The following is a 23,274-nucleotide window of genomic DNA, read 5'->3' on the forward strand; positions in this document are numbered from 1 at the left end:
GCTCAGTCCGCGGCGGGCGCGCCCGCCGCGGCATCCGTCTCGCCGAAGTGCATCGCGGTGGACTCCTCGACTCCGAGCACGTGCACCGACATGCGGATGCGCGCACGATCCGGATCGCGGGCGATCAGGGCGTCGAGGATGGCGCGGTGCTCGCGCTGGGTCTCGCGCACGGCTCCGTGCTCGTGGATGGCACGCCAGAGGCGGGCCCGGGCCGTGCGCCCGACGAGGGCCTCGATGATGGCCGCGAACGCCGGGTTGCCGCTGGCGTGCGCGATGAGGCGGTGGAAGTCGGTGTCGACGTCGATGGTCGCCTCGAGGTCGATGCCCGGCTCGTCGGCGAGGAGCGCATCGCCGCGGTCCAGGATGCGCCCGGCAGCCTCGAGGTCGGCATCGGTCATGTTCAGGGCGGCGTGGGCGGCGGCCTCCGGCTCGAGAACGCGACGAACGCCGAGCAGGTGCACGCTGTTCTCGGGCGACTGCAGGTCGGCCAGGAAGCCGAGAGGCTCGAACAGCTGGCTCGGCCCGAGATCGGTGACGTAGGTGCCGTCGCCCTGCCTGGTCTCGAGCACGCCCAGCACCACGAGGGCTCGAACGCCCTCGCGCAGCGATCCGCGCGAGACACCGAGCATGGCGCACAGGTCCTTCTCGACCGGGAGCCTGGCTCCGGCGACGAGGCGACCGCTGGTGAGCATCTCGCGGACGCCGTCGATCACCACGTTCGACTGCGAACGCGGCGTCTCGCCGTCTGCGGTGCGTGTGGCCATGGGCACATCCTAGGCTGGCGTCGCTCCGTGGCGTCGACAGTCATCAGATCTTTGCGGAGGGAGCGCCAGTGAGCGTCATCATCGATTCGCACCAGCACGTCTGGGACCTGAACCGGGCCGAGTACGCGTGGTTGGGTCCGGATGCCGGCATCCTGCATCGCTCGATCCCGATGGAGGAGGTGCTGCCATCGTTCGCCGCGGCCGGGATCGCGGGCAGCGTTCTCGTGCAGTCGGCCGACAACGACGAGGACACCGAGTACATGCTCGAGGTCGCGCGGCGCTCGCCGCAGGTGCTCGGGGTCGTCGGCTACGTTCCGCTGCACGAACCCGACCGGGCCGCCGAGCGTCTCGCCGAACTGCAGCTTCAGCCGCTGTTCTGCGGCGTGCGCAACCTCATCCACGACCGCAGCGACCCGCACTGGCTGCTGCGCGACGATGTCGACGCGACCCTCGGCCTGCTCGAGGAGGCGGGAGTGCCGTTCGACGTCGTGGGCGTGCTGCCGGAGCACCTGCAGGCCGTGATCGCGATCTCGGAGCGGCATCCGCGGCTCCGCATGGTGCTCGACCACCTCAACAAGCCTCCGATCGGCGCTGCCGAGGACGAGCCGTGGCGATCGCTTCTCGCGCAGGCGGCTGAGAACCCCCTCGTCTTCGGCAAGGTCTCGGGGCTCTACTCCGCCGTCGGCGATCCGGCCGACTGGGCCGTCGACGGCATCCGCCCGATCTTCGATCACGCCCTCGAGGCGTTCGGCCCCGATCGCCTGCTATACGGCGGCGACTGGCCGGTCTCGCTCATCGCCGGCGGCTACGCCAGGGTGTTCACCGGCATCACCGAACTGCTCGCCGACCTCGACGAGAGCGCACGAGCGCGAATCCTCGCCGGCACCGCCGCCGACCTCTACTCCCTCTCCATTTCCGACTCCGGTACCGCCGACGCCACTGCCGACGGCGCCGCCACCGACCCCGCCACCGAACCCGCCACCGAACTCCAGGAGGAGACCCCGTGACCACCACCACTCCCATCAGCCTCGCCAGACTCGGGGAGGCCGGCCACGAGATCCCCGTCGTGCGGGTCGACGGCCGCACCCTCGACGCGCGAGGCGTCGCAGCCGATTTCGACGGAGCGTTCTTCGCGTCCGACGGCATCGACAGGCTGCGCGCAGCGCTCGACAGCCTGCCTGAACTCGAGGCCGCGGCCGAGCTGCGCGTCGGTGCCCCCATCGCGCGCCCGGGCAAGATCGTCTGCATCGGCCTGAACTACCGTGACCACGCCGAGGAGACCGGAGCCGCCCTCCCCGCCGAGCCCGTGATCTTCATGAAGGATGCGACGACTCTGGTCGGCCCCTTCGACGACGTGCTGATCCCGCGGGGATCGGTGAAGACCGACTGGGAGGTGGAGCTCGGCGTCGTGATCGGCACGACGGCCCGCTACCTCGACTCACCAGACGACGCCCTCGCCCACGTCGCCGGCTACGCGGTCTCGCACGATGTCTCGGAGCGCGAGTTCCAGCTCGAGCGCGGCGGCCAGTGGGACAAGGGCAAGAGCTGCGAGACGTTCAACCCCTTCGGCCCCGAGCTCGTCCCGGCCGATCAGGTCGACGACCCGCAGGCACTCGGGCTGCGGCTGAGCGTGAACGGCACGGTGCACCAGGACGGCACCACCGCCAACATGCTCTTCTCCGTGGCGCACGTCATCTGGTACGTGAGCCAGTTCATGGTGCTGCATCCGGGAGACGTCATCAACACGGGCACCCCGGCCGGCGTCGCCCTCGGCATCGAGGGCAACCCGTACCTGCGCGCAGGGGACGTGGTCGAGCTCGAGATCGACGGCCTCGGCAGCGCACGCCAGACGCTGGTGCAGGCATGAGCGCCGGGGAGTTCGACGGCCTCGTCGCGCTGGTGACAGGCGGCGCGTCGGGTATCGGCCTGGCGACGGCGCAGACCCTCGCCGCCCGCGGTGCCCGCGTGGCCGTTCTCGACCGCGCCATCGACGGGCTGCCCGAGCCGCTGCGCGGCTTCGTCGCCGACGTGTCGGACCGCGACTCGGTCGACCTGGCCGTCGCGGCCATCGCCGATCAGCTCGGCGGCATCGACATCGTCGTGAACAACGCCGGTATCAGCGCCGTCGGCACGGTCGAGGAGAACGACGACGCCGAGTGGGCCCGCGTGCTCGACATCAACGTGGTCGGCATGGCGCGCGTGACCGCCGCCGCCCTGCCCTTCCTGCGGGCTTCGGATGCCGCAGCCATCGTGAACCTGTGCTCCATCGCCGCGCTCAACGGCCTTCCGCAGCGCGCGCTCTATGCCGCGTCGAAGGGCGCCGTGCTCGCCCTGACGTACGCGATGGCCACGGATCACGTCGGTGACGGCATCCGTGTGAACTGCGTCAGCCCCGGCACCGTCGCGACCCCCTTCGTCGATCGGATGCTGGCGGGCTTCGCCGATCCGGCCGCAGAGCGAGCCGCCCTCGACGCGAGGCAGGCGACCGGCCGCATGGTGGAGCCCGTCGAGGTGGCGGCCGCGATCGCCTACCTTGCCAGTCCGCTCTCGGGCTCGACGACCGGCACGGCGCTCGAGGTCGATGGCGGCGTCACGCACCTGCGTGTGCGGGCCGCGGCGGCGCGCTCGTGAGGCGGCTCGCCTCCGTCATCGGCATGCCGCCGGAGAATGTCGAGGAGTACGAGCGCCTGCACGCCGCGGTCTGGCCCGCGGTGCTCGACAGGCTCACCCGCAGCAACGTCACGAACTACTCGATCTACCGTCATGGCGACGTGCTGTTCTCGTACATGGAGTACGTCGGCGACGACTTCGAGGCCGACATGGCGGCGATAGCCGCCGACCCCGCGACCCAGGAGTGGTGGGCCGTGTGCGAGCCGCTGCAGCGACCGTTCGCCGATCGCGCCGAGGGCGAGTGGTGGAAGGACATCCCGGAGGTCTTCCACCTCGACTGAGGTCCCGCGGCACGGTTCGGTGCCGTCTGGCGGGGGATCGGTGCTCGGGCGGGGGCAGGAACCGCCGCCGAGCCATCGGCACCCCGCCAGGCCGACGGCATCCGGCTGCGTGGAGTCACTCCGGCAGCCTCATCCCTTCCCCTTCAGCTTGCCGATGGTGATCGTGACCGTGGTGCCGGGCTTGGTGCCGGCGCCGGCGGGCGGGTCGCTGGCGATGACCTTCCCGTTCTGGCCGCCATCGGTGACCTCGGCCGTGCGCACCTTCACGCTGAACTGGCTCAGCGCACCACGGGCGGCGCCTTCGTCGAGCCCGACGACGTTCGGCATCAGCACGTACGAACCGTTCGAGGTGTAGACGGTGACGACGGTTCCCCGCCCGGCCTGGCCGCTCGGGTTCGTGCTGCTGACCTGGCCCGCCGGGAGCTCGGAATCCTGGGGACCCCCGTCGGCGAAGATGAAGCCGGCCGCGGTGAGCTTCGCCTCGGCGTCCGCGATCGTCGTGCCCCGCAGGTCGGGGATGTCGAAGAAGACCTGACGGAATGCGGATGCATCGGGCTCCGGGAAGGCGTCGCCGCCCCACTTCGAGTCTGCGACGAACATGATGCGCGGCCAGATGCGGTGGCGCGCCGTGGCGGCCGCGCCGCTGCCGAAGTCCAGGGTGCGCAGGTTCGCGTCGCGCGTGACGTTGCCGACCCAGACGGCGGTGGCCGCCTTCGTGCTCGCACCGATCATCCAGGTGTCCTTGGCGAAGTCGGTGGTACCGGTCTTGCCGATGTGAGGGACGCCGGTTCCGGGGTTGGATGCAGTAGCCGTTCCTCCGGAGCCGAAGGTGCGCTGCATGGCGTACGCCATGGCCGAGGTCACCTTGGGGTCGACGGACTGCTTGCAGTCGGCCGACGGGGGAGTGAGCTCCGTTCCGTCGGGCTTGACGATCCTGTCGATGACGATCGGCTTGCAGACCAGCCCGCCGGCGGCGACGCCCGCGAAGGCGGATGCCATCGTGATGGGGGCGATCTCCTGCGTGCCGAGAACGTCAGATGGATTCATCTGCAGGGGGTTGCCATCGGCGCGGTGCACGCCGAACGCCTCGGCCACCCCCTTGATCCTGCACAGGTCGAGTTGAGAGGCCATCGACATGAAGCTCGAGTTGACCGACCACGCCGTGGCGTCGACGGCGTTGTTGGCGATGCGAGCGTCGTCGTTGTTGGGCTCGAAACGACCGCTCCAGTTGCCGTCGCAGGTGTTGACGAAACGGGTGAACGCGCGCTTGCGCCCGTCGAAGGTCTCGCGCAGCGAGTGGCCCTCGCTGATCCAGTCTCCCAGCGTGAAGACCTTGTACGTCGAGCCGGGCTGGAAACCGCTCGATCCGCCGTAGTCGAAGTCGGTGTTGAAATTGATGGCGCTGTAGTCGGTGCTCGTCGCGATCACGTCGGGGTCGTTCGAGAATGCCTTGTTCTGCGTCATCGCCAGCACCTTGCCCGACCCGGGCTGCACAGTCACTGCGCTGGATCCGACGTCGAAGCGCGGGTCGGTGCGTGGCACGTTCTCGTTCATCGCGCTCTCGGCTGCAGCTTGCAGATCGAGGTCGATGGTGGTGTAGATGTCGAGTCCGCCCTGGCTCACCGTCTTCTTGCGGTCCTCCTCGGTGGCGCCGAAGGCCGGGTCGTTCACCATGGTCCAGTAGACGAAGTCGCAGAAGTATGCGGATCCACCGGCCGTGACGCATCCGGTGCTCGATGGATGGATGGCCGGGGTCACCGGTGTCGCCGCGGCGGCGGCGTGCTCTTCAGCGGTGATCTTCTTGTAGAGCAGCATCTTGCCGAGGATGTAGTCGCGGCGCTCCTTGGCGGCTGCATAGCCGTTCTCCTGGCCGTTCTCGGGGTTGTCGGGCTCGTCGATGCGGTACTTGACGGGGTTGTTGACCATGGCGATCAGGGTCGCCGCCTGCTCGAGCTTGAGATCCTTCGCGGAGACGTTGAAGTAGTAGTTCGAGGCGGCTTCGATTCCGTAGATCTGTCCGCCGAACAGGGCGATGTTGAGGTAGCCGCGCAGGATCTGGTCTTTCGAGTACTTCTTCTCGAGACCGATGGCGAGGCGCATCTCCTTGATCTTGCGGTCGGGGGTCTGCTCGACGGCCTTGTCGTAGCTGGCTTCGAGCTCCTCCTCGTTCTTGGCCTCGGCCACGGCCTTCTGCACCTGCACGTTCTTCACGTACTGCTGGGTGATGCTCGATCCTCCCTGCGTCTGGCGCTTGAGGAGGTAGGTCGTCACCATGGCGCGCGCAGTACCCTGCACGTCGATTCCGCCGTGCTCGTAGTAGCGGGGATCCTCCGCGGCGACGGCGGCATCCTTCGCGAACTGCGAGATGTCGGTCCAGCCGACCTCTTCGCGGTCCTGGTCGTAGAACGACGCCAGCAGATAGGGCTGGCCGTTGTTCTGCATGGCGTAGACATTGGTCTTCTGCTGCAGCGGTCCGATATCGAGATAGCCCGGAAGCTTCTCGAAGGTGTTGATGCCCGCCGTGGCTGCCAGCCCGGTCACGGCGACGACCGGCGCCAGAGCGACGGCGACGAGCAACCCCATGATGGCGCTGACCGCGATGAATCCGACGAAGGCGGCGACACCGGTGCCGAACCGCGCAGAGCGCGACGACGCGCGAGCGGTGTTCGCGTGGTGTTCGACCACGACGTTTCCGAAGGTGATAGCCACACATCCCCCAACGTTGCCGACGAGGTCGAACCTATCGGATGCGCCTTCGAGCTGCCATGACCACGCGATCCCGGTCGCCACCCACCATCCCCCGGGCGAACAGGGGCTGGCCGGAGAAGCGAGCAGGTGGCATCCCGAACCGATGGTGTCAGCGGAAGACGTACGCGAAACATGACGTACACGGGAAGGCCGTAGTCTCGGCGGGTGACCTTCATCTCGACGCCCCTGGAAGAACCCGGCCGCGACGTGGTGCGAGGCGGTGTTGCCGACGCTCTGCGCTCCGACGTGAGCCTCCTCGGCAGCCTGCTCGGCCGCATCCTCACCGAGGCCGGCGGGCCGGAACTGCTGCACGACGTGGAGAGCCTGCGCGGTCTCGCGATCGAGGCCTACGAGGGCGACGGGCGCGTCTCCATCGAGGCGGCGGAGGAGCTCGTCGAGTCGTTCACGCCCACCCGCGCCGAGCAGGTCGCGCGGGCGTTCACCGTCTACTTCCACCTCGTCAACCTCGCCGAGGAGCACCACCGCGTGCGCGTGCTGCGTTCGCGTGACACGTCGAAGACGGATGCCGCCAGTGACACCCTCCCCGGAGCCCTCGCCCGCCTCGTCGACGAGGTCGGCGCAGACGAGGCTGCTGCTCGCCTGCAGGGACTGCGCTTCCACCCCGTGCTGACCGCCCACCCGACCGAGGCGCGGCGCCGGGCCGTGGCATCCGCGATTCGACGCATCTCGGAGCAGCTCGACCGCCACGACGTGGTGCGCCCCGACAGCTCGGCGGCCATCGAGGTGCACCGCCGCATGCTCGAGGAGATCGACACCCTGTGGCGCACCTCGCCGATCCGCACGACGCGTCCAACGCCGCTCGACGAGGTGCGCACGGCGATGAGCATCTTCGACCAGACGCTGTTCGAGGTCGTCCCTCGGGTCTACCGCATGCTCGACGACGCTCTTCAGCCCGATGCCGCCGGGGTCGCGCCCGCTGCCGCACCCGCGTTCATGCGCCTCGGAACCTGGATCGGCGGCGACCGTGACGGCAACCCGTTCGTCACCGCCGACACCACCCTCGAGGCCGCCCGCATCGCATCCGAGCACGTGCTGTTCGGGCTGGAACGGGCGGCGACCCGCATCGGTCGAACGTTGACGATCGACTCCAGCGACACCCCGGCATCGGCCGATCTGAAGGCGTTGTGGGAGCGCCAGAGCGAACTGGCCGGTGCCGTGGCATCGCAGATCGGAACGCGAGCGCCGCACGAGCCGCATCGCCGCGTGCTGCTCGTCGTGGCGTCGCGCATCGCCGCGACGCGCACGGGCGACAAGGCTCTCGCCTACAGCGGACCCGAGGAACTGATCGCCGAGCTGCGCGTCATCCAGAGCTCGCTGAGTGCCGGCGGCGCTCGCCGCAGCGCCTACGGAGAGCTGCAGGCGCTGGTGTGGCAGGTGCAGACCTTCGGGTTCCACCTCGCGGAGCTCGAGGTGCGCCAGCACTCCAAGGTGCACCGCGAGACTCTCGCCGAGGTGCGCGCCGGCGGCGAGCTGGGCGACATGAGCCAGGAGGTGCTCGCCGTCTTCCGCACGATCAAGAAGCTGCAGGACACCTACGGCGTGAACGCCTCGCGCCGCTACATCGTCTCGTTCACCCAGAGTGCACAGGACCTCGCCACGGTCTACGAGCTGGCGGATGCCGCCCTCGGGGCCGACGCCCCGGTGCTCGACGCCGTGCCGCTGTTCGAGACCTTCGCCGACCTCGAGGCCTCGGTCGACATCCTGAACGGAATGCTCGAGCTTCCGGCCGTGCAGGCCCGCCTCGCCGCGACGGGTCGCAAGGTCGAGGTGATGCTCGGCTACTCCGACTCATCGAAAGACGTCGGGCCCGTGGCGGCAGCCCTGGCGCTCGACACGGCGCAGGCCCGCATCTCGAACTGGGCCGCCGAGAACGACATCGTCCTCACCCTGTTCCACGGGCGCGGTGGAGCCCTCGGCCGTGGAGGCGGACCGGCCAACGAGGCCGTGATGGCCCAGCCTCCCGGATCGGTCGACGGACGCTTCAAGCTCACCGAGCAGGGCGAGGTGATCTTCGCGCAGTACGGAGACCAGTCCATCGCCGAGCGTCACATCGAGCAGATGGCCGCTGCCGCGCTCCTGGCATCTGCCCCGGCGAACGAGGAGGCCAACAGGGTGGCTGCGGCGGAGTTCCGCTCGCTCGCCGGCCGCCTCGACGAGACCTCGCGCGCACGCTTCTTCGAGCTGGTGAAGGCCGACGGCTTCGCGCCGTGGTTCGCGCAGGTCACCCCCATGGAGGAGATCGGGCTGCTGGCCCTCGGCTCGCGTCCGGCCCGCCGCGGACTCTCGGTGGAGTCGCTCGAAGACCTGCGGGCCATTCCGTGGGTGTTCTCGTGGACCCAGGCGCGTATCAACCTCACCGGCTGGTTCGGTCTCGGCACAGCGCTGAAGGCCGTGGGCGACATCGACGAGCTGCGGGCCGCCTATGCACGCTGGCCGCTGTTCGCCGCGATGATCGACAACGTCGAGATGTCATTGGCGAAGACGGATGTGCGCCTCGCCGAGCGCTATCTCGCACTGGGCTCCCGTGACGACCTGCGCGACCTCGTGCTCGACGAGATGGCTCTCACCCGCGAGTGGGTGCTGCGCACGAGTGGAAACGGCGAGCTGCTGGAGCGCCGCCCGGTGCTGCAGCGCGCCGTGCGCCTGCGCAGCCCATACGTCGACGCGCTCTCCCTGCTCCAGCTGCGGGCGTTGCGTGCCCTGCGATCGGCGGAGGGGTCGGATGCCGCAGCCGAACCGCTGCGGCTGCTGCTCTTCACGGTCAATGGCGTCGCCGCCGGCCTGCAGAACACCGGCTAGGAGCCGGAGGCGGGGTGGCCGGTGCCTCCGGTGGTTCGGGCCGGGTGCGCCCGTGCCTCCTGACGCGACCGGCCGATGAGCACGAGCGCGAGGAACGGGCTCGCGGTGACGAATGCCGCGAACGACGTGAACACGAGGGTGCTGAACGTGAACGGCGCGGAGATGATCGCCGAGGCTATGAACGCGAGCACCACCGCTCCCGCCAGTGCCACCCCCACGCTGCCGAGCCAGGGAACGCCTGTTGCGGCATAGCCCGCGCATGACGCCACGGCCAGCAGGCAGACGAGCTCGGCCACGAGCATCACGGGCAGGTACCAGTCCGAGTGCGGAGGAATGCGGAAGCTGCCGGGGGAGAGGCCCACGGCGTTGCTGGAGAACAGCAGTGCCACCAGCGCCGCGACGACGATCACGACACCCCGCACGACTGCCCGCTGCCGCCGCGTGGCCTCCCGCATGGCGTGGTCGGGCCGCGTCATCCAGATTCCGTCGTCGCCTGCACCGGGCGCTGCGTAGTCGCCTGAGGCCGGCGCACGGTGGGAGGTTCCCGACGTGCGGGGCGCTGGGTTGTCGTCGACGTGCGGTGGGCGGGTGGCCGACGAGGTTCCGGATGCCGCAGGCCCGGGCCCACCTCCGCCGTATCCGTAGAGCCTGAGCACCTCGTAGGCCTCGGTCAGGCGGATGAAGTGGGCCGCGGCATCCGTCTGCTGCTTCGGTGTGCCACCGGCGAAGCGGTCGGGATGAGCGAGGCGGGCTCGCGCGTTGTACGCCGCTCGGATCTCGGTCGGGGTCGCAGTGGGGGAGACGCCCAGGATCGCCGCCGCCCGCTCGGGAGTCATGGCGCCGTGGTACTGCGTGCTCGCCATTCGTCCACGCTCCCTTCGCCCGGAACGACTCCAGTCTGCGGCATCCGGCACCTCGAACGGCAGGGTGGATGGCCTCGAGTCAGTGCTCGACGTGTCGGACCGATGCGGTGACGGGTGCCTCTCGCCTCGCTCTGCGCGGATGCGGATGGAGAGAGGCCACCGCTGCGAGTCCGAGCCCTGTGCCGATCAGTTGCGCGAGGATGTATCCCGGCGTCGACGATGGGGCGATACCGGCGAACGTATCGCTGAACATGCGACCGATGGTGATGGCGGGGTTCGCGAAACTCGCCGAGCTCGTGAAGAAGTAGGCGGCACCGATGTAGGTGCCGACGGCGGCCGGTGCCCACTCGGAGCGACCGGTCCGCGCGAGGCTGAAGATGACGAGGATCAACCCGGCCGTCGCCACGATCTCGGCGAGGAAATGGGGCCCCGTGAGGCGGTCGGTCGTGCTCAGACCAGTCGGCACACCGAACATGGCGTTGGCCAGCACGGCGCCGGTGATGCACCCGAGAATCTGCGCCGGCACGTAGAACCCGACGTCACGCCACGGCCGATCTCCGAGCAGTGAGTCGGCGAGGGAGACAGCAGGGTTGAAATGCGCTCCGCTCACCGGCCCGAAGATCAGGATCAACGCGAAGAGTCCCAGCGCCGTCGCGAATGCGTTCTCGAGGAGCTGCAGCCCGACGTCGTCCGGAGAGAGGGTGCTCGCTGCGATCCCGGATCCCACAACGAGGGCGGTGAGGAGTGCGCTGCCCAGGAATTCACCGAAGACGGGGCGCACGTGCCGCCCGGCCTCCGTCGTCACGCGCTGGTCAAGAGGCGGGAGACGGCGTCGAGAGAGCCGGGGACGAGCTTGAAGTACGCCCACGTGCCACGCTGCGTTCGACTCAGGAAGCCGGCATCGACGAGGACCTTCAAGTGGTGGGACACCGTCGGCTGGCTGAGTCCCACAGGCTCGGTCAGGTCGCAGGCGCAGGCCTCTGCGCCCTCGGATGCCGCCACGATCGAGATCAGGCGCAGCCGCGTGGGGTCGGCGAGGGCCTTGAGCGACCGGGCGAGGTCGTCGGCCTTACGGGCGGTCAATGTCTCCCGTGTCAGGGGCGCACAACATGCAGCAGCGTCGGTGATCGGTAACAGAGTGGGTGTCGACACATCCACAGCCTACTGGATATTGACATTCATCGATATAGGGATCCATACTCGGTATATCGAGATTCATCGATACACATTTCACTCTCGGAGAAGTCATGACCCTGATCGATCTCACCCCGACAGTTCGCCGTTCCTCCAGGCTGGACGGGCTGCCCGTGGCGATCATCGGGGCCGGGCCCATCGGCCTGGCGGCAGCGGCCAACCTCGTTGAACGAGGCGTTGATTTCGTCATCTACGAGCGGGGGGATTCGATCGCGTCCAGCATGCGGTCCTGGCGACACATCCGGCTGTTCTCGCCGTGGGAGCACCTGATCGATCCTGCTGCCAGGCGACTGCTCGCAGCCACCGGTTGGCAGGAGCCTCCGGTCGGCGTCGCGCCATACGCGGCCGGCATCATCGACGACTATCTCGCACCGCTGGCAGCCCTCGAACCGATCGCCTCCCGCACCCGCACCTCGGTCTCGGTCGAATCGGTGTCTCGCGAGGGTATGGACCGCACTCGATCGACCGGGCGCGCGACGACCCCGTTCGTCCTTCGTCTGCGCGAGGGTGCCGAGTTGTCTGAGGTGACAGTGCGGGCCGTCATCGACGCCTCCGGCACCTACGAGAACCCGAACAGCCTCGGCTCGAACGGTCTCATCCCGCTCGGCTACGCAGAGGTCTCAGACCACGTCAGCCACGCCCTGCCCGACGTGCTCGGAACTGAACGAGCACGGTTCGCCGGCAAGCACACCGTCGTCGTCGGCGCCGGCCACTCCGCAGCCAACACCCTCATCGATCTGGCGAAGCTCGCCCGTGAGGAGTCGGGGACCACCGTGTCCTGGCTCATCCGCAACAGCTCTGCAGTGAGGGTGTCCGGTTCGGCTGATGATGAGCTGCCAGGTCGAGCCTCTCTGGGTCAGCGTGTCGAGCGGCTCGTCGCCTCCGGCGCGATCGAGCGCATCGACCGGTTCGAGATCGTCCGCCTCGAGGCATCCGGCGCCGCAGTGGACATCGTCGGGAGTCGAGCCGGCGTCATCGAGGCGATCCATGCCGACGTCGTCGTCAACGCGACGGGATTCCGCCCGAACCTCGACATGCTTCGAGAGATCCGGCTGGAGCTCGATGACATCGTCGAGGCTCCACGCCGTCTCGCGCCACTGATCGACCCGAACCTGCACAGCTGCGGCACCGTCGCACCCCACGGTTTCGCCGAACTCAGGCAACCGGAACCCGACTTCTTCATCGCCGGGATGAAGAGTTACGGCCGAGCCCCCACGTTCCTGCTCGCGACGGGCTACGAACAGGTGCGTTCGATCACGGCCTGGTTGGATGACGACCTGGCCGCGGCGAGCAACGTCGAGCTGGTCCTGCCTGCCACCGGCGTGTGCTCGACCGATGACGCCTCCGGGTCTTCCTGCTGCTCCTGAATGCGCGATCGCATAGACTTCGGTCTATGAGTGATGTCCAGGCGTCGGCACCCACCGCAGCGCTTCGGCTGTTGGCGGATCCGACGCGGGCCAAGATCATCACGCTGATCCTGAACAGCGAGGATGGGCGAGCCACTGTGACGAAGCTTGCCGAGCAACTGGATCTTTCGCAGCCCACCCTTTCTCACCACGCGAAGGCGTTGACGGATGACGGCATCCTCCAGCGGAATCCGGTCGGTCGGCAAGTCTGGTATTCGGTGGATCCTGATCGCGTCGACGAGGTGTCCGAAGCGCTCCGCACGCCAGCCGAGTCTCACTTGGATGCTGATGTACTCGGACGCATCAGCGCCGACCTCGCGCAGCGGTTCGCGGGAACGTTCGGCGCTGAGACGGTAGAGCGCTACGTCCATGAGAGCTACGCTCTGCTCGCCGAGCGGGCGAACATCACCCGCTACCTCACGTCCCTCACGTCGAAGTTCACTGCCGATCGCCTCTCTGCGTTGGCCAGAGCGCAGGCTCGACCGGTTGGTGAGATCCCTGAGGTCCTGTTCGTGTGCGTGCAGAACGCCGGACGATCGCAGATCGCGTCCGCGATCCTGCGGCACCTCGCCGGCGACAAGGTCTCGGTTCGCACTGCCGGCTCGGAACCGGCTGCCGTGGTTCGCTCGGTCGTCACGACAGCGCTGGATGAGATCGGCGTCTCGCTCGATGGCGAGTACCCGAAACCGCTCACCGACGAAGTCGTCCGTGCTGCGGACGTCGTCATCACCATGGGCTGCGGCGATGCCTGTCCGATCTATCCCGGCAGGCGCTACCTCGACTGGGAACTCGACGATCCGGCCGGACTCCCGCTGCCCCAGGTCCGCCGCATCCGCGACGAGATCGAAGTACACGTCCGGGAGCTCCTGACGACGCTGTGATCTGAACGGATCGTGAACTCCCCTTTCCCGGGCACTTATCCCATAGATATGCGTCTATGCTTTAGGGACCGACTGAAAGCGAGTTCACCATGGCCGACAAGCCCTCCGTCCTCTTCGTCTGCGTTCACAATGCCGGCCGCTCCCAGATGGCCGCCGGCTACATGACCGCCCTCTCCGAAGGCCGCGTCGAAGTCCTCTCCGCCGGCTCCGAGCCGAAGGACCAGATCAACCCGATCGCCATCGAGGCGATGGCCGAAGAGGGCATCGACATCGCGAACAACGTGCCGAAGATCCTCACCACCGAAGCCGTGCGAGATTCCGACGTCGTCATCACCATGGGCTGCGGCGACGCCTGCCCGATCTTCCCCGGCAAGCGCTACGAGGACTGGAAGCTGGACGACCCGGCCGGCCAGGGCATCGAGGCCGTGCGTCCCATCCGCGACGACATCAAGGCACGCATCCAAGGCCTCCTCGCCGAGATCCTCCCCGCGACCGTCTAGGCCGACATCGTGCCTGACCCCAGCACACGTCGCTGGATCTTCGCCGCACATTTCAGGCTGGATGGGGCGACGCGCCGCTCTGGTGCGATGAAACGCCGGTGCGGTGTGGATCCAGTCTGAGTTGTGCGCGGGCGGGGCAGCCCACAGGGGCGCCGCGCGCCGCAACCCCGTAGCGCTCCGACCCCTGCGACGGCGAGGATGGCGGGATGGACCCCGTCGAAGCCCTCGAGGAGATCGCGTTCAGGCTCGAGCGAGAGCTCGCCTCGCGCTACAAGTCGAAGGCGTTCCGCAAGGCCGCCGGCATCATCGAGCCGCTGGGCGCTGCCGAGGTCGCGGCGCAGGTGGCCGACGGTCGGCTGAAGCGCACGCCCGGCATCGGCGCGACGACCTACGCCGTCATCGAGCAGGCGGCCGACGGCCGGGTGCCCGACTACCTCGCCGACCTGCGCGAGCGCGATGCGGCGACGGATGCGCCGGCCGGGTCGCTCCGAACCAAGCTGCGCGGCGACCTGCACAGCCACACCGAGTGGTCCGACGGTACGACGAGCATCGAGACGATGGCCCGCGCTGCCGAGGCGCTCGGGCACGAGTACCTCGTGATCAGCGACCACTCGCCGAATCTCAAGGTGGCCAGAGGGCTCACGGCCGAGCGGCTCGGCGAGCAGCTCGAGACCATCGAGGCGCTCGACGTGCACGGCAGCGGCATCCGTCTGCTCACCGGGATCGAGGTCGACATCCTCGTCGACGGAACCCTCGACCAGACCCCCGAGATGCTCGGCCAGCTCGACGTCGTCGTCGCCTCGGTGCATTCGAAGCTGCGGGCGGATGCCGCCACCATGACGAGACGGATGCTGGGCGGCGTCACGAACCCGCGCACGAACGTGCTCGGCCACTGCACCGGGCGCCTCGTGCAGGGCTCGCGCGGAACCCGGCCGCAGTCCGAGTTCGACGCCCGCCGCGTGTTCGAGGCGTGCGCGGAGAACTCGGTCGCGGTGGAGATCAACTCGCGGCCCGAGCGGCAGGATCCGCCCGATGAGCTGATCGCCCTGGCGCTGGAGATCGGCTGCCTGTTCAGCATCGACAGCGACGCCCATGCTCCAGGACAACTCGGGCTGCTCGACCTGGGGGCAGCGCGGGCGGAGAAGGCCGGGGTTCCGGCGGAGCGCGTGGTGAACACCTGGCCGGTTGAGAAGCTGCTGGAGTGGGCGCGGCCCACCGATCGCTGACAGAGGCACTCGGCGAGAGAGCCGTTCGCTGAGGCCCGGACGGAGTCCGCGGTCGAAGCGGGTGGGGTCCGCGTGTACCTGGTTCGCTTCGAGCGGTCGCTGCGCTCGGCCCTCAGCGAGCGGGTGGCCTCCTGCGCTCGGCCCTCAGTGAGCGGGTGGGATCCGTTCGCCCTCCCGCTCCGAACACTCACTAGCGGGTGATCCATCTCCCGCGACGAGTGGATGCGGAGAGCGACATGGCGAACGACAAGCGCCACCCCCGGAAGCGTTTCTGGGCCTGGAGCGCGCTCGCCGGACTCGTGAGCGCTGCGGCCTTCCTGGCCTCGGCCGAGTTGATCGCGCTCATCTTCGCCCGTGAGGGCAGCCCCATCCTGGCCGTCGGATCGTTCGTGATCGACATCGTCCCGCGCTGGGCCAAGGAATTCGCCATCGAGACCTTCGGCGCCAACGACAAGCTCTTCCTGTTGCTCGGCCTCGCCTTCGGGGTGGCCGTCGCCGCCGCCGTCGCCGGTGTGCTGCAGTTCCTGCGTCCGCCGCTCGGCGTCATCGCGCTCGGCCTCGCCGGCGTGCTCTCGACGGCGGCCATCGTGACGCGCGCCGGCGCCACGGCCCTTGCCTGGCTGCCGCCGGTCGTCGGCACCATCGTGGGCTCCGTCATCCTCTGGCTGCTCATCACCAGGCTCCGCTCGTGGCGCGACGACGTGGTGGCGTCGCGCCGCGATGCGGTTTCGGTGACGGATACCGCGGACACCAGCCCCCCGGCATCCGGAGCAGCGTCCGCAACCCCGACGACCGCCGCCCAGAAGGGCCCGCTCGACCGCCGCAGCTTCTTCCGCCTGCTCGGCATCACGGCAGCCGGCGCGGCCATCGTGGGCGTCGGCGCCCGCGTGGTGAACGTGACGACGGGGTCCATCGACGCCGTGCGCAACGCGCTCAAGCTGCCCGCCGCCCAGGAGAAGGTGATGATCCCGGATGGCGCCGACCTCGACATCCCCGGCATCTCGCCGCTGTACACCGGCAACGCGGACTTCTACCGCGTCGACACTGCGCTCACGGTACCGAGCATCGATCCGGACGCGTGGCGCCTCACGATCGACGGCATGGTGGGCGAGAAGATCGAGCTGAGCTTCGACGACCTCGTGGCCATGGGCCTCAACGAGTACTCGATCACGCTCACCTGCGTCTCGAACGAGGTCGGCGGCGACCTGCTCGGCACGGCGAAGTGGCTGGGCATCCCCGTGCGCGATGTGCTGAAGAAGGCGGCACCGAAGTCGGGCGCCGACATGGTGCTCTCGCGCAGCATCGACGGATTCACGGCCAGCACACCGCTCGCCTCGCTCACCGACCCGAACCTCGACGCGATCCTCGCGGTGGGCATGAACGGCGAGCCGCTCCCGCTCGAGCACGGCTTCCCCGTGCGGATGGTCGTCCCGGGCCTCTACGGCTACGTCTCGGCGACCAAGTGGCTGACCGAACTCAAGGTCACCACCTTCGCGAAGGACGAGGCCTACTGGACCCCGCGTGGGTACAGCGCGAAGGCTCCGATCAAGTTCTCGTCGCGCATCGACACCCCTCGTCTCGACAAGGCCATCGATGCCGGTCCGATCAAGGTCGCCGGCGTCGCCTGGGCGCAGACCGTGGGCATCGAGCAGGTCGACGTGAAGATCGACGACAACGACTGGCAGAAGGCCACTCTCTCGGTGCCGGTCAACGTCGACACCTGGGTGCAGTGGTACGTCGACTGGGAGGCCACCCCCGGCACGCACTACGTCACGGTGCGGGCGACCGACAAGAACGGCAAGCAGCAGGCCGAGAAGCGCGCACCCATCGCCCCCGATGGTTCGAGCGGCCTGCAGAAGACCCTGATCAGGGTGAACTAGGTCGAGCTCCGAGACAGATGCCGCGAAGAGGTGACAGTGATGACGAAAAGGATCTCAGCGCAGCGGCGCCAGGCCCTCGGCCAGCGTCTGCAACTCATCGAGCTCCTTGCGGATGATCGCCGACTCCTTCTCCTGCGCGACGAACACGCCGTCGACGACCTGCCTGCCGCCGAAGGTCAGCTCGACGTTCGCGCCGACACGGATCATGCCGAGGCTCGCCAGCACCGGAAGCAGGGCGACTACACCACGGGTGCCTGACGACACCCCGCCGTAGCTCACGAACCCGACGGGCTTCCTCCACCACTCCTGGTTGAGGAAGTCGATCGCGTTTTTGAGTGCCGGGGAGGAGCTGTAGTTGTACTCCGGTGTGACGAGGAGGAAGGCATCCGCTGCGTCGACCCGCTCACTCCACGCGATCGTGTGCTGCTTCGTGTACTGCCGCAACCGCGGGTGGTTCGGTTCGTCCATGAAGGGCAGGCCGAGCTCGAGCAGGTCGACGAAGTCGACGTCGAAGCCGCCGTGCTCGATCGCCTGATCGCGCACCCATTCGGCGATCGGCAGCCCCACACGACCCGGTCGCACGCTGCCGACGATGATCATCAGTCTGGTCATGGATCCCCCTCGAACGGATGCCTCGACACTATGCCCCTGCCCACCGTTCATCCCCCACGGTGATCACCGCGCGGCCGGGTCGCCGCAGGTCGGACTCGTCGGCGGCAAGGGTCACGGCGATTCGGCTGGGGCACCGGTGTCAAGCTCCGAGCAGGGAATCAAGAGACGGGTGCAGGTGCTTCGTCGTGAGCACCGTGGCGGCGTGGGCGGCTCCGGCGCGAAGGGCGGCATCGACGTCGGCTCCGGTGAGGCTGGCGTCGAGCACGGCCGACATGAATGCGTCGCCCGCTCCGTTCGTGTCGCGCACGACCACGGGAACGGCGGCGACCTCGTGGCGCTGGATCCCCTGGCCGGATGCGGACACCGCGATCGCGCCTCGCGCTCCCAGAGTGCAGACAGCGAGGCTCGCCCCCGCGATGACCGTCGCCTCGAGGAAATCCCACGGGTCGCCCGGGAGGCGATCGGCATTGAGGAAGACGGCGTCGGCGGCCTCGAGGAACGGGCGGTGGAACTCGCTCTCGCCGTCGTAGTCGTGCAGGTCGGTCCAGATCGGAACGCCGGTGGCGCTGGCCGCCGGAAGCAGGTCGCGGCTGCGCACCGAGAGGTCGAGCACGAGGGCTGCCGCATCCGTCATCGCCGTCGTCAGTTCGTCGTCGGTGGACGCACCGGGCGAGGTGGGCGACGACAGGTAGAGCGAGACGCGTTCGCCGGCGCGGGTCATGAGGTTGACATGGCGCTCGGTGGCGTCGGCTTCGGGGGCGAGCAGACGGATGCCGCTCTCGGTGAGCACACGACGCACGCGCTCGCCGTCGGGGTCGGTGCCGAGGAGGGTGTGCAGCACCACGTCGCGGCCGAGCCCGACGAGCCCGAGCGCCTTGCCGGCCGAGGTGCCGCCCAGGGTCTCGTACTCCTCGATGGCGAACTGCATGTGCGGAACGGGCTCGGGCAGGTGGTCGAGGTAGACCAGGCGGTTCCAGGACGCCGGTCCTGAGATGAAGACGTGCTCGACCATGCTGCCTCCCGATGTCGGCCGCCGACCGGCCATATCGAGAGTAGCGGGGCGGTCGGTTCAGGGGAGCACGATGCGCGGGACGTCGCCGTCCCACTCGATCGGGGCCGTGTTCATTCCGCGGTAGATGTAGTTCTCGTCCCACGAGTGGAACACGAGGGTGTCGCCGTCGTCATCGACGATGATGTCCTGGCCACCGGGCCCGCGGAAGGCGTCGTTGCTCGACGCCGTCGTCAGGAGGGGTTCGGGCTGCTTGGTGTACGGACCGGCGATGGTCGGAGCCGTGGCGACGCCCATGGCATAGTCGTCGCCGCCGTAGTCGTTCGCCGAGTACAGCAGCACGTAGGCGTCACCGTGTCGCACCAGCGTCGGGGCCTCGACGAGGTCTCCCTCCCAGGCCTCCGTCTGCTTCATCAGGCGCACCGGATCACCCTCGACGGCGAGCCCGTCGGCCGAGAGCGTCGACAACTGGAGCCAGGTGTCGAGCCCGCAGCAGTTGCCGTCGTTCTTCCACACGAGGTAGGGCGAGCCGTCGACATCCGTGAATGTGCTCGCATCGATGGCTCCGCCGTCGTCGAAGGGGCAGATGATCGGCTCCGTGCCCTGAGGCGTGTACGGCCCGGTCGGAGCCTCGCTCGTGGCCACGCCGATGCACTGCTTGCCCGTCGCCGTGTGCTCAGCGGTGAAGTACAGGAGATAGCCGCCCCCCGGCGCTGCTGACACGTCGGGCGCCCACGTGCGTCCGGCGCTCGCCCATGACGGCAGCACGGGGAGGGCGTCATCCGTCGACACGGTCCAGCTCGCGAGGTCGGTGGACGTCGCCCACTGCAGGTTGAGCCCGGGCGAGTTCGTGGCGAAGGCGATGTAGCCGTCGTCGGTCGTGAGTACGTCGGGGTCGGGGAAGTCCTGGTCGATCACGAAGGAGCTCGACGATGCGTCGTCGGTCGTGGCGTCGGATGCTGCATCCGGTGCCGTCGGGGAGTCGGATGCCGCGCAGCCGCCGAGTCCCATCGCGACACAGCCCGCGACGGCGACGGCGACGAGCTTCGAGCGGGCGGTGAGGCCGCCGCCCGCTCCGTGCCGTCTCATCCCTTCACGGCCGCGCCGGCGACGGACTCCACGATCTGCTTCTGTGCGATGCCGAAGAGGATGAGCACGGGAACCGAGGCGATCACGGCGCCGGCCATGACGATGGCGAAGTGCGTCGAGTAGGCCCCCTGCAGCATCGAGAGGCCCGGCTGCAGTGTCATGTTCTCGGGCGAGAGCAGGACGTAGACCGGCCACAGGAAGTCGTTCCAGTTGTTCAGGAACGACAGCACGGCCAGCGTCGCCAGAGCAGGGCGGGCCAACGGCAGCACCACCTGGAAGAAGATGCGGAAGTCACCGGCTCCGTCGATGCGAGCTGCCTCTTCGATCTCCACGGGCAGGCCTACGAAGAACTGCCTGAGGAAGAAGATCCCGAACGCTCCCGCCGCGCCCGGCACGGTGATGGCCAGCACGGTGTCGAGCCAGCCCAGGTTCTGCACGATGAGGTAGTTGGGGATCAGGAAGACCACCGGTGGAACCAGGAGCGTGGCGATGATCACGCCGAAGACGACCTTCTTGCCGGCGAAGTCGAGTCGCGCCAGCGCATAGGCGCCCATGGAGGCCGTCACGAGGATCAGGACCGTCTGGATGGTGGCCGCCAGGAAGCTGTTCCAGAGCCAGAGGAAGATCGGCTGCTGTCCGCTGGCCAGCGTCGTGTACGCGTCGAGCGAGATCGGGCTCGGCAGCGTGTACGGGTTGCGCACGGCATCCGCGTCGGTCTTGAACGAGGTGATGAGCATCCACACCAGCGGCAGCACGATGGCCAGCGCCAGGAGGATGAGCACGATGTACAAGACGACCTGGGCCGTCGCCCTGCGGCCGGAACCGGGTCGCTTCGGCGTCGGGCGCCGCTGAGGGGTGGCTGCATCGGTGCGGTCGATGGTGGTTGTCGTCATGAGACGCCCTCCTCGGTCCGCTCGCGCTGAATCCGGAAGTTGATGATGCTGATGATGGCGAGGAAGGCGAAGAGCACGTAGCTCATGGCCGCTGCCGGAGCCATGTTGTTCTGCGACAGACCCTGATCGGCGATGTACATGATGGCCGTGCGGGTGGCGTTGCCCGGTCCACCCTTGGTGAGCAGGTAGGACTGCCCGAACATGTTGGCCGACGCGAGGATCGTGGTGGTGAAGATGAAGAGCATCACCGGGCGCAGTCCCGGCATTGTCACGCTGACGAACTTCCGATATGCGCCGGCGCCGTCGATGGACGCGGCCTCGTAGAGGTCGGTGTTGATGCCCTTGAGGCCCGCGAGGAAGATGATCGTGTTCAGTCCCATCGTCCACCACACGGTGACGCCGATGAGGGAGTACCAGGCCCAGGGGACGTCCACCGTCCAGGGGAGGTTGTCGGGAAGTCCGATCAGTCCCAGCAGGTGGTTGAGGATGCCGGACTGCGTGTCGAGGATGTATCCCCAGACGAGGCCGATCACGGCGACACCCAGCACGTAGGGCGCGAAGAAGATGGTGCGGAACGTCGCGGACCCGCGGATGCGCTGGTTGAGCAGGATCGCCACCAGCAGCGGAACGATGATCAGGAGGGGCACGCTGCCGACGACGAAGATGGCGGTGGCGCCCATGGAACGCCAGAAGTCCGACCCTGCGGCTCCGAACAGGTCGATGTAGTTCTGCAGCCCCACGAAGTGCTGAACGTCGCGGAACGGGCTCCAGTCGGTGAGGCTCATCCAGAGACCGAACACTGCGGGAGCCGCGACGAAGGCGATGAACAGGATCAGGAAGGGCGCCAGGAAGAGATAGGCGATGAGCGTCTTGCGGCGGCGGGCGGCCGGGCGGCCGTTCGCCCGCACGGGGGCCGGCCCCCCAGCGCCTTCGCGCTGAGGGGCGACCGCCGCAGTGGTGATGAGGTTACTCACCGTACTTCGCCTGGTTCTGCTTCAAGATCTGGTTCACCTTGTCGGCGCCGTCGTCCAGAGCCTCCTTCGGAGTCTTCTTGCCCGTGAGGGCGTTGTTCAAGGCCGTCGTGATCTCGGCGTTCGCCTCGGAGATGCCGGGGGCGACGGTCTCGTAGTGGGCGTAGTCGAGCTGGTCCATGAACGGCTTCAGGTTCGGGTACTTCTCAAGCAGGGCCGGGTCATCCCGCACGGTGTTGTCTGCGGGGAGCTCGCCCGTCTCCGCCCATCCGGCGGAGTTGTCGTTCATCCACTTCACGAACGTGGCAGCCGCCGCGGTCTTGTTCTCGTCCTGGCCCTTGTTGGCCGGGAAGACCCAGTGGGTGGAACTCGACCACACGGCCTTCTCCGTTCCGATCTGCGGAACGGGGGCGGCCTCCCAGTTCAGTCCCTCGAACGCGGAGTTCGTGGTCTGCCAGACGCCGTTCCAGTTGTAGGCGGTCTGCCCGGCGAGCAGTCCCTTGATGTTGCCGTCCTGGGCGACGTTGGCGGGGCTGTACCCGTCGGCGACGAGGTCGGTCATCCAGGTGAGAGCCTCGACGCCGGCCTCGGAGTTGAAGGTCGCCTCGGTGACATCCTCGTTGTAGAGCTCGCCGCCGAACTGCCAGACCAGGGACTGGAACTCGAAGGTTCCCGTGAACACGTATCCGTCCACCCATTCACCCTGGACTCCGGCACCCTTGAGGGCCTCCAGTGCTGCCGTGTACGAGGCCTTGTCGGTGGGGATCTCGGTGACGCCACCCTTGGCCGCCACGTCCTTGTTCACGTAGAGACCCAGCGGCGTCACGCTCCACGGCACGGCATACTGGGCGTCCTTGTAGTTGCCCTTGTCGAAGACTCCCTTGGGGAAGTCCTCGGCCGTGTAGCCGAGGCTCGCGACGATGTCGTCGCTCTGCAGGAGCAGCTTCTGGGCTGCGTAGGTGGCGAGGTCGTCTCCGTGCAGTACGGCGACATCAGGTCCCTTGCCTGCCTTGATGGCCAGCGGCATCTTCGAGGTGATGTCCGCCCATTCCTGCGGCACGTTCTTGACCACGATGTTGTCGTGCTCGGCGTTGAACTTCTCGATCAGCTTGGGAACCAGGACCGGGGCCGCGCCGCCGGTCCATCCGTTCCAGAACGAGATGTCGACCTTGGGACCGGTGTATTCTCCGTCGCCCGAGACGGAGGTGCTCCCGCCGCCCGACGATCCGCAGCCGGTCAGTGCGACGCCGATCGCGAGCGCGATGCCCGCTCCGATCGCGCGCCGTGCCCATGGCTTGTTCATGCGATTGCTCTCCTTTGAGTATCTGCCCGGCTGTGGCCGAACGGGTCACCGACGCGGAAGCGCCTGTCGACATCGGGAAATTTACAGCGCTAGAAGTTTGATGTCAAGGCGCTTGCGTTTCTTCGATCGACGTGGGTGCGTCGGGCGATAGAGTCGTGCCAGAC

Annotated in this window: 21 protein-coding genes; 10 read left to right on the top strand and 11 right to left on the bottom strand. The window is 68.1% G+C overall.

Features of this window, described 5'->3' with window-relative positions:
- Positions 1-2 precede the first annotated feature (2 nt).
- Entirely contained in the window at positions 3-764 is a 762-nt protein-coding gene (locus tag AADV74_RS10380) for a FadR/GntR family transcriptional regulator (protein WP_342113744.1), read from the bottom strand.
- Positions 765-832: 68 nt separating this feature from the next.
- On the opposite strand from AADV74_RS10380, the gene AADV74_RS10385 reads away from it, so the two are divergent.
- Genes AADV74_RS10385 through AADV74_RS10400 form a run of 4 tightly spaced genes read left to right on the top strand, consistent with a single transcriptional unit; the run spans position 833 to position 3,715 of the window.
- Complete coding sequence (locus AADV74_RS10385; RefSeq protein ID WP_342113745.1) at positions 833-1,771, top strand: amidohydrolase family protein; 939 nt, start codon at positions 833-835, stop codon at positions 1,769-1,771.
- Between the two features lie 14 nt (positions 1,772-1,785).
- The gene (locus AADV74_RS10390) at positions 1,786-2,631 is read left to right on the top strand and encodes a fumarylacetoacetate hydrolase family protein (protein WP_342115141.1); all 846 of its coding nucleotides are present in this window, start codon (positions 1,786-1,788) and stop codon (positions 2,629-2,631) included.
- The gene (locus tag AADV74_RS10395; RefSeq protein ID WP_342113746.1) at positions 2,628-3,395 is read left to right on the top strand and encodes an SDR family NAD(P)-dependent oxidoreductase; all 768 of its coding nucleotides are present in this window, start codon (positions 2,628-2,630) and stop codon (positions 3,393-3,395) included. Before AADV74_RS10390 ends, AADV74_RS10395 begins: the two co-directional genes overlap by 4 nt.
- Positions 3,392-3,715, top strand: coding sequence for an L-rhamnose mutarotase (locus AADV74_RS10400; RefSeq protein WP_342113747.1), 324 nt, complete (start codon positions 3,392-3,394; stop codon positions 3,713-3,715). The genes AADV74_RS10395 and AADV74_RS10400 overlap by 4 nt, the downstream gene beginning before the upstream one ends.
- A gap of 129 nt (positions 3,716-3,844) precedes the next feature.
- Here the strand turns inward: AADV74_RS10400 and AADV74_RS10405 are convergent, their stop codons facing one another.
- Positions 3,845-6,424 (bottom strand): transglycosylase domain-containing protein, encoded by a 2,580-nt coding sequence (locus AADV74_RS10405; protein ID WP_342113748.1) that lies wholly within the window; start codon positions 6,422-6,424, stop codon positions 3,845-3,847.
- A gap of 204 nt (positions 6,425-6,628) precedes the next feature.
- Here AADV74_RS10405 and AADV74_RS10410 point away from each other — a divergent pair, with 204 nt between their 5' ends.
- Positions 6,629-9,283, top strand: a complete 2,655-nt coding sequence (locus AADV74_RS10410; RefSeq protein WP_425287287.1) for a phosphoenolpyruvate carboxylase — start codon at positions 6,629-6,631, stop codon at positions 9,281-9,283.
- On the opposite strand, the gene AADV74_RS10415 is transcribed toward AADV74_RS10410, so the two are convergent.
- The 3 genes from AADV74_RS10415 to AADV74_RS10425 form a co-directional block, all read right to left on the bottom strand.
- Positions 9,280-10,146: a J domain-containing protein gene (locus AADV74_RS10415; RefSeq protein WP_342113750.1), complete on the bottom strand. Its 867-nt coding sequence runs from the start codon at positions 10,144-10,146 to the stop codon at positions 9,280-9,282. The genes AADV74_RS10410 and AADV74_RS10415 overlap by 4 nt on opposite strands.
- 79 nt (positions 10,147-10,225) lie before the next feature.
- On the bottom strand, positions 10,226-10,951 hold the full coding sequence (locus AADV74_RS10420) for an MIP/aquaporin family protein (protein ID WP_342113752.1): 726 nt from the start codon (positions 10,949-10,951) through the stop codon (positions 10,226-10,228).
- Entirely contained in the window at positions 10,948-11,298 is a 351-nt protein-coding gene (locus tag AADV74_RS10425) for an ArsR/SmtB family transcription factor (RefSeq protein ID WP_342113754.1), read from the bottom strand. The genes AADV74_RS10420 and AADV74_RS10425 overlap by 4 nt, the downstream gene beginning before the upstream one ends.
- Before the next feature lie 95 nt (positions 11,299-11,393).
- Between AADV74_RS10425 and AADV74_RS10430 the strand changes: the two genes are divergently transcribed.
- From AADV74_RS10430 to AADV74_RS10450, 5 genes are all read left to right on the top strand, one after another.
- On the top strand, positions 11,394-12,707 hold the full coding sequence (locus tag AADV74_RS10430) for an FAD-dependent oxidoreductase (RefSeq protein WP_342113756.1): 1,314 nt from the start codon (positions 11,394-11,396) through the stop codon (positions 12,705-12,707).
- A gap of 26 nt (positions 12,708-12,733) precedes the next feature.
- Positions 12,734-13,627, top strand: coding sequence for a metalloregulator ArsR/SmtB family transcription factor (locus AADV74_RS10435; RefSeq protein ID WP_342113759.1), 894 nt, complete (start codon positions 12,734-12,736; stop codon positions 13,625-13,627).
- Positions 13,628-13,716: 89 nt separating this feature from the next.
- Positions 13,717-14,127 carry an arsenate reductase ArsC gene (locus AADV74_RS10440; protein ID WP_342113760.1) on the top strand — a complete coding sequence of 137 codons (411 nt, stop codon included), beginning with the start codon at positions 13,717-13,719 and terminating at the stop codon, positions 14,125-14,127.
- A 206-nt stretch (positions 14,128-14,333) separates the two neighbouring features.
- Positions 14,334-15,353 (top strand): PHP domain-containing protein, encoded by a 1,020-nt coding sequence (locus tag AADV74_RS10445; protein WP_342113761.1) that lies wholly within the window; start codon positions 14,334-14,336, stop codon positions 15,351-15,353.
- A gap of 236 nt (positions 15,354-15,589) precedes the next feature.
- Positions 15,590-17,233 carry a molybdopterin-dependent oxidoreductase gene (locus AADV74_RS10450; protein WP_342113763.1) on the top strand — a complete coding sequence of 548 codons (1,644 nt, stop codon included), beginning with the start codon at positions 15,590-15,592 and terminating at the stop codon, positions 17,231-17,233.
- 54 nt (positions 17,234-17,287) lie between these two features.
- On the opposite strand, the gene AADV74_RS10455 is transcribed toward AADV74_RS10450, so the two are convergent.
- The 6 genes from AADV74_RS10455 to AADV74_RS10480 form a co-directional block, all read right to left on the bottom strand.
- Positions 17,288-17,845: an NADPH-dependent FMN reductase gene (locus AADV74_RS10455; RefSeq protein ID WP_342113765.1), complete on the bottom strand. Its 558-nt coding sequence runs from the start codon at positions 17,843-17,845 to the stop codon at positions 17,288-17,290.
- Positions 17,846-17,984: 139 nt separating this feature from the next.
- A complete protein-coding gene (locus AADV74_RS10460; RefSeq protein ID WP_342113767.1) occupies positions 17,985-18,857 on the bottom strand; it encodes a carbohydrate kinase family protein in 873 nt (290 codons plus the stop codon).
- Positions 18,858-18,914: 57 nt separating this feature from the next.
- Complete coding sequence (locus AADV74_RS10465; protein WP_342113769.1) at positions 18,915-19,943, bottom strand: glycoside hydrolase family 43 protein; 1,029 nt, start codon at positions 19,941-19,943, stop codon at positions 18,915-18,917.
- Entirely contained in the window at positions 19,940-20,836 is an 897-nt protein-coding gene (locus AADV74_RS10470) for a carbohydrate ABC transporter permease (protein WP_342113770.1), read from the bottom strand. Before AADV74_RS10470 ends, AADV74_RS10465 begins: the two co-directional genes overlap by 4 nt.
- Positions 20,833-21,810 (bottom strand): carbohydrate ABC transporter permease, encoded by a 978-nt coding sequence (locus AADV74_RS10475; RefSeq protein WP_342113772.1) that lies wholly within the window; start codon positions 21,808-21,810, stop codon positions 20,833-20,835. The genes AADV74_RS10470 and AADV74_RS10475 overlap by 4 nt, the downstream gene beginning before the upstream one ends.
- Positions 21,803-23,110, bottom strand: coding sequence for an ABC transporter substrate-binding protein (locus AADV74_RS10480; RefSeq protein WP_342113773.1), 1,308 nt, complete (start codon positions 23,108-23,110; stop codon positions 21,803-21,805). The genes AADV74_RS10475 and AADV74_RS10480 overlap by 8 nt, the downstream gene beginning before the upstream one ends.
- Between the last annotated feature and the right edge of the window lie 164 nt (positions 23,111-23,274).

Origin of the sequence: Leifsonia stereocauli (genome assembly GCF_038432415.1) — a bacterium.
Classification (GTDB): Bacteria; Actinomycetota; Actinomycetes; order Actinomycetales; family Microbacteriaceae; genus Orlajensenia; species Orlajensenia stereocauli.

Coding starts and splice junctions, on each gene's coding strand:
- AADV74_RS10380 (WP_342113744.1), bottom strand. CDS start 764: ATGGCCACACGCACCGCAGACGGCGAGACGCCGCGTTCGCAGTCGAAC.
- AADV74_RS10395 (WP_342113746.1), top strand. CDS start 2,628: ATGAGCGCCGGGGAGTTCGACGGCCTCGTCGCGCTGGTGACAGGCGGC.
- AADV74_RS10415 (WP_342113750.1), bottom strand. CDS start 10,146: ATGGCGAGCACGCAGTACCACGGCGCCATGACTCCCGAGCGGGCGGCG.
- AADV74_RS10430 (WP_342113756.1), top strand. CDS start 11,394: ATGACCCTGATCGATCTCACCCCGACAGTTCGCCGTTCCTCCAGGCTG.
- AADV74_RS10435 (WP_342113759.1), top strand. CDS start 12,734: ATGAGTGATGTCCAGGCGTCGGCACCCACCGCAGCGCTTCGGCTGTTG.
- AADV74_RS10440 (WP_342113760.1), top strand. CDS start 13,717: ATGGCCGACAAGCCCTCCGTCCTCTTCGTCTGCGTTCACAATGCCGGC.
- AADV74_RS10445 (WP_342113761.1), top strand. CDS start 14,334: ATGGACCCCGTCGAAGCCCTCGAGGAGATCGCGTTCAGGCTCGAGCGA.
- AADV74_RS10450 (WP_342113763.1), top strand. CDS start 15,590: ATGGCGAACGACAAGCGCCACCCCCGGAAGCGTTTCTGGGCCTGGAGC.
- AADV74_RS10455 (WP_342113765.1), bottom strand. CDS start 17,845: ATGACCAGACTGATGATCATCGTCGGCAGCGTGCGACCGGGTCGTGTG.
- AADV74_RS10460 (WP_342113767.1), bottom strand. CDS start 18,857: ATGGTCGAGCACGTCTTCATCTCAGGACCGGCGTCCTGGAACCGCCTG.
- AADV74_RS10465 (WP_342113769.1), bottom strand. CDS start 19,943: ATGAGACGGCACGGAGCGGGCGGCGGCCTCACCGCCCGCTCGAAGCTC.
- AADV74_RS10470 (WP_342113770.1), bottom strand. CDS start 20,836: ATGACGACAACCACCATCGACCGCACCGATGCAGCCACCCCTCAGCGG.
- AADV74_RS10480 (WP_342113773.1), bottom strand. CDS start 23,110: ATGAACAAGCCATGGGCACGGCGCGCGATCGGAGCGGGCATCGCGCTC.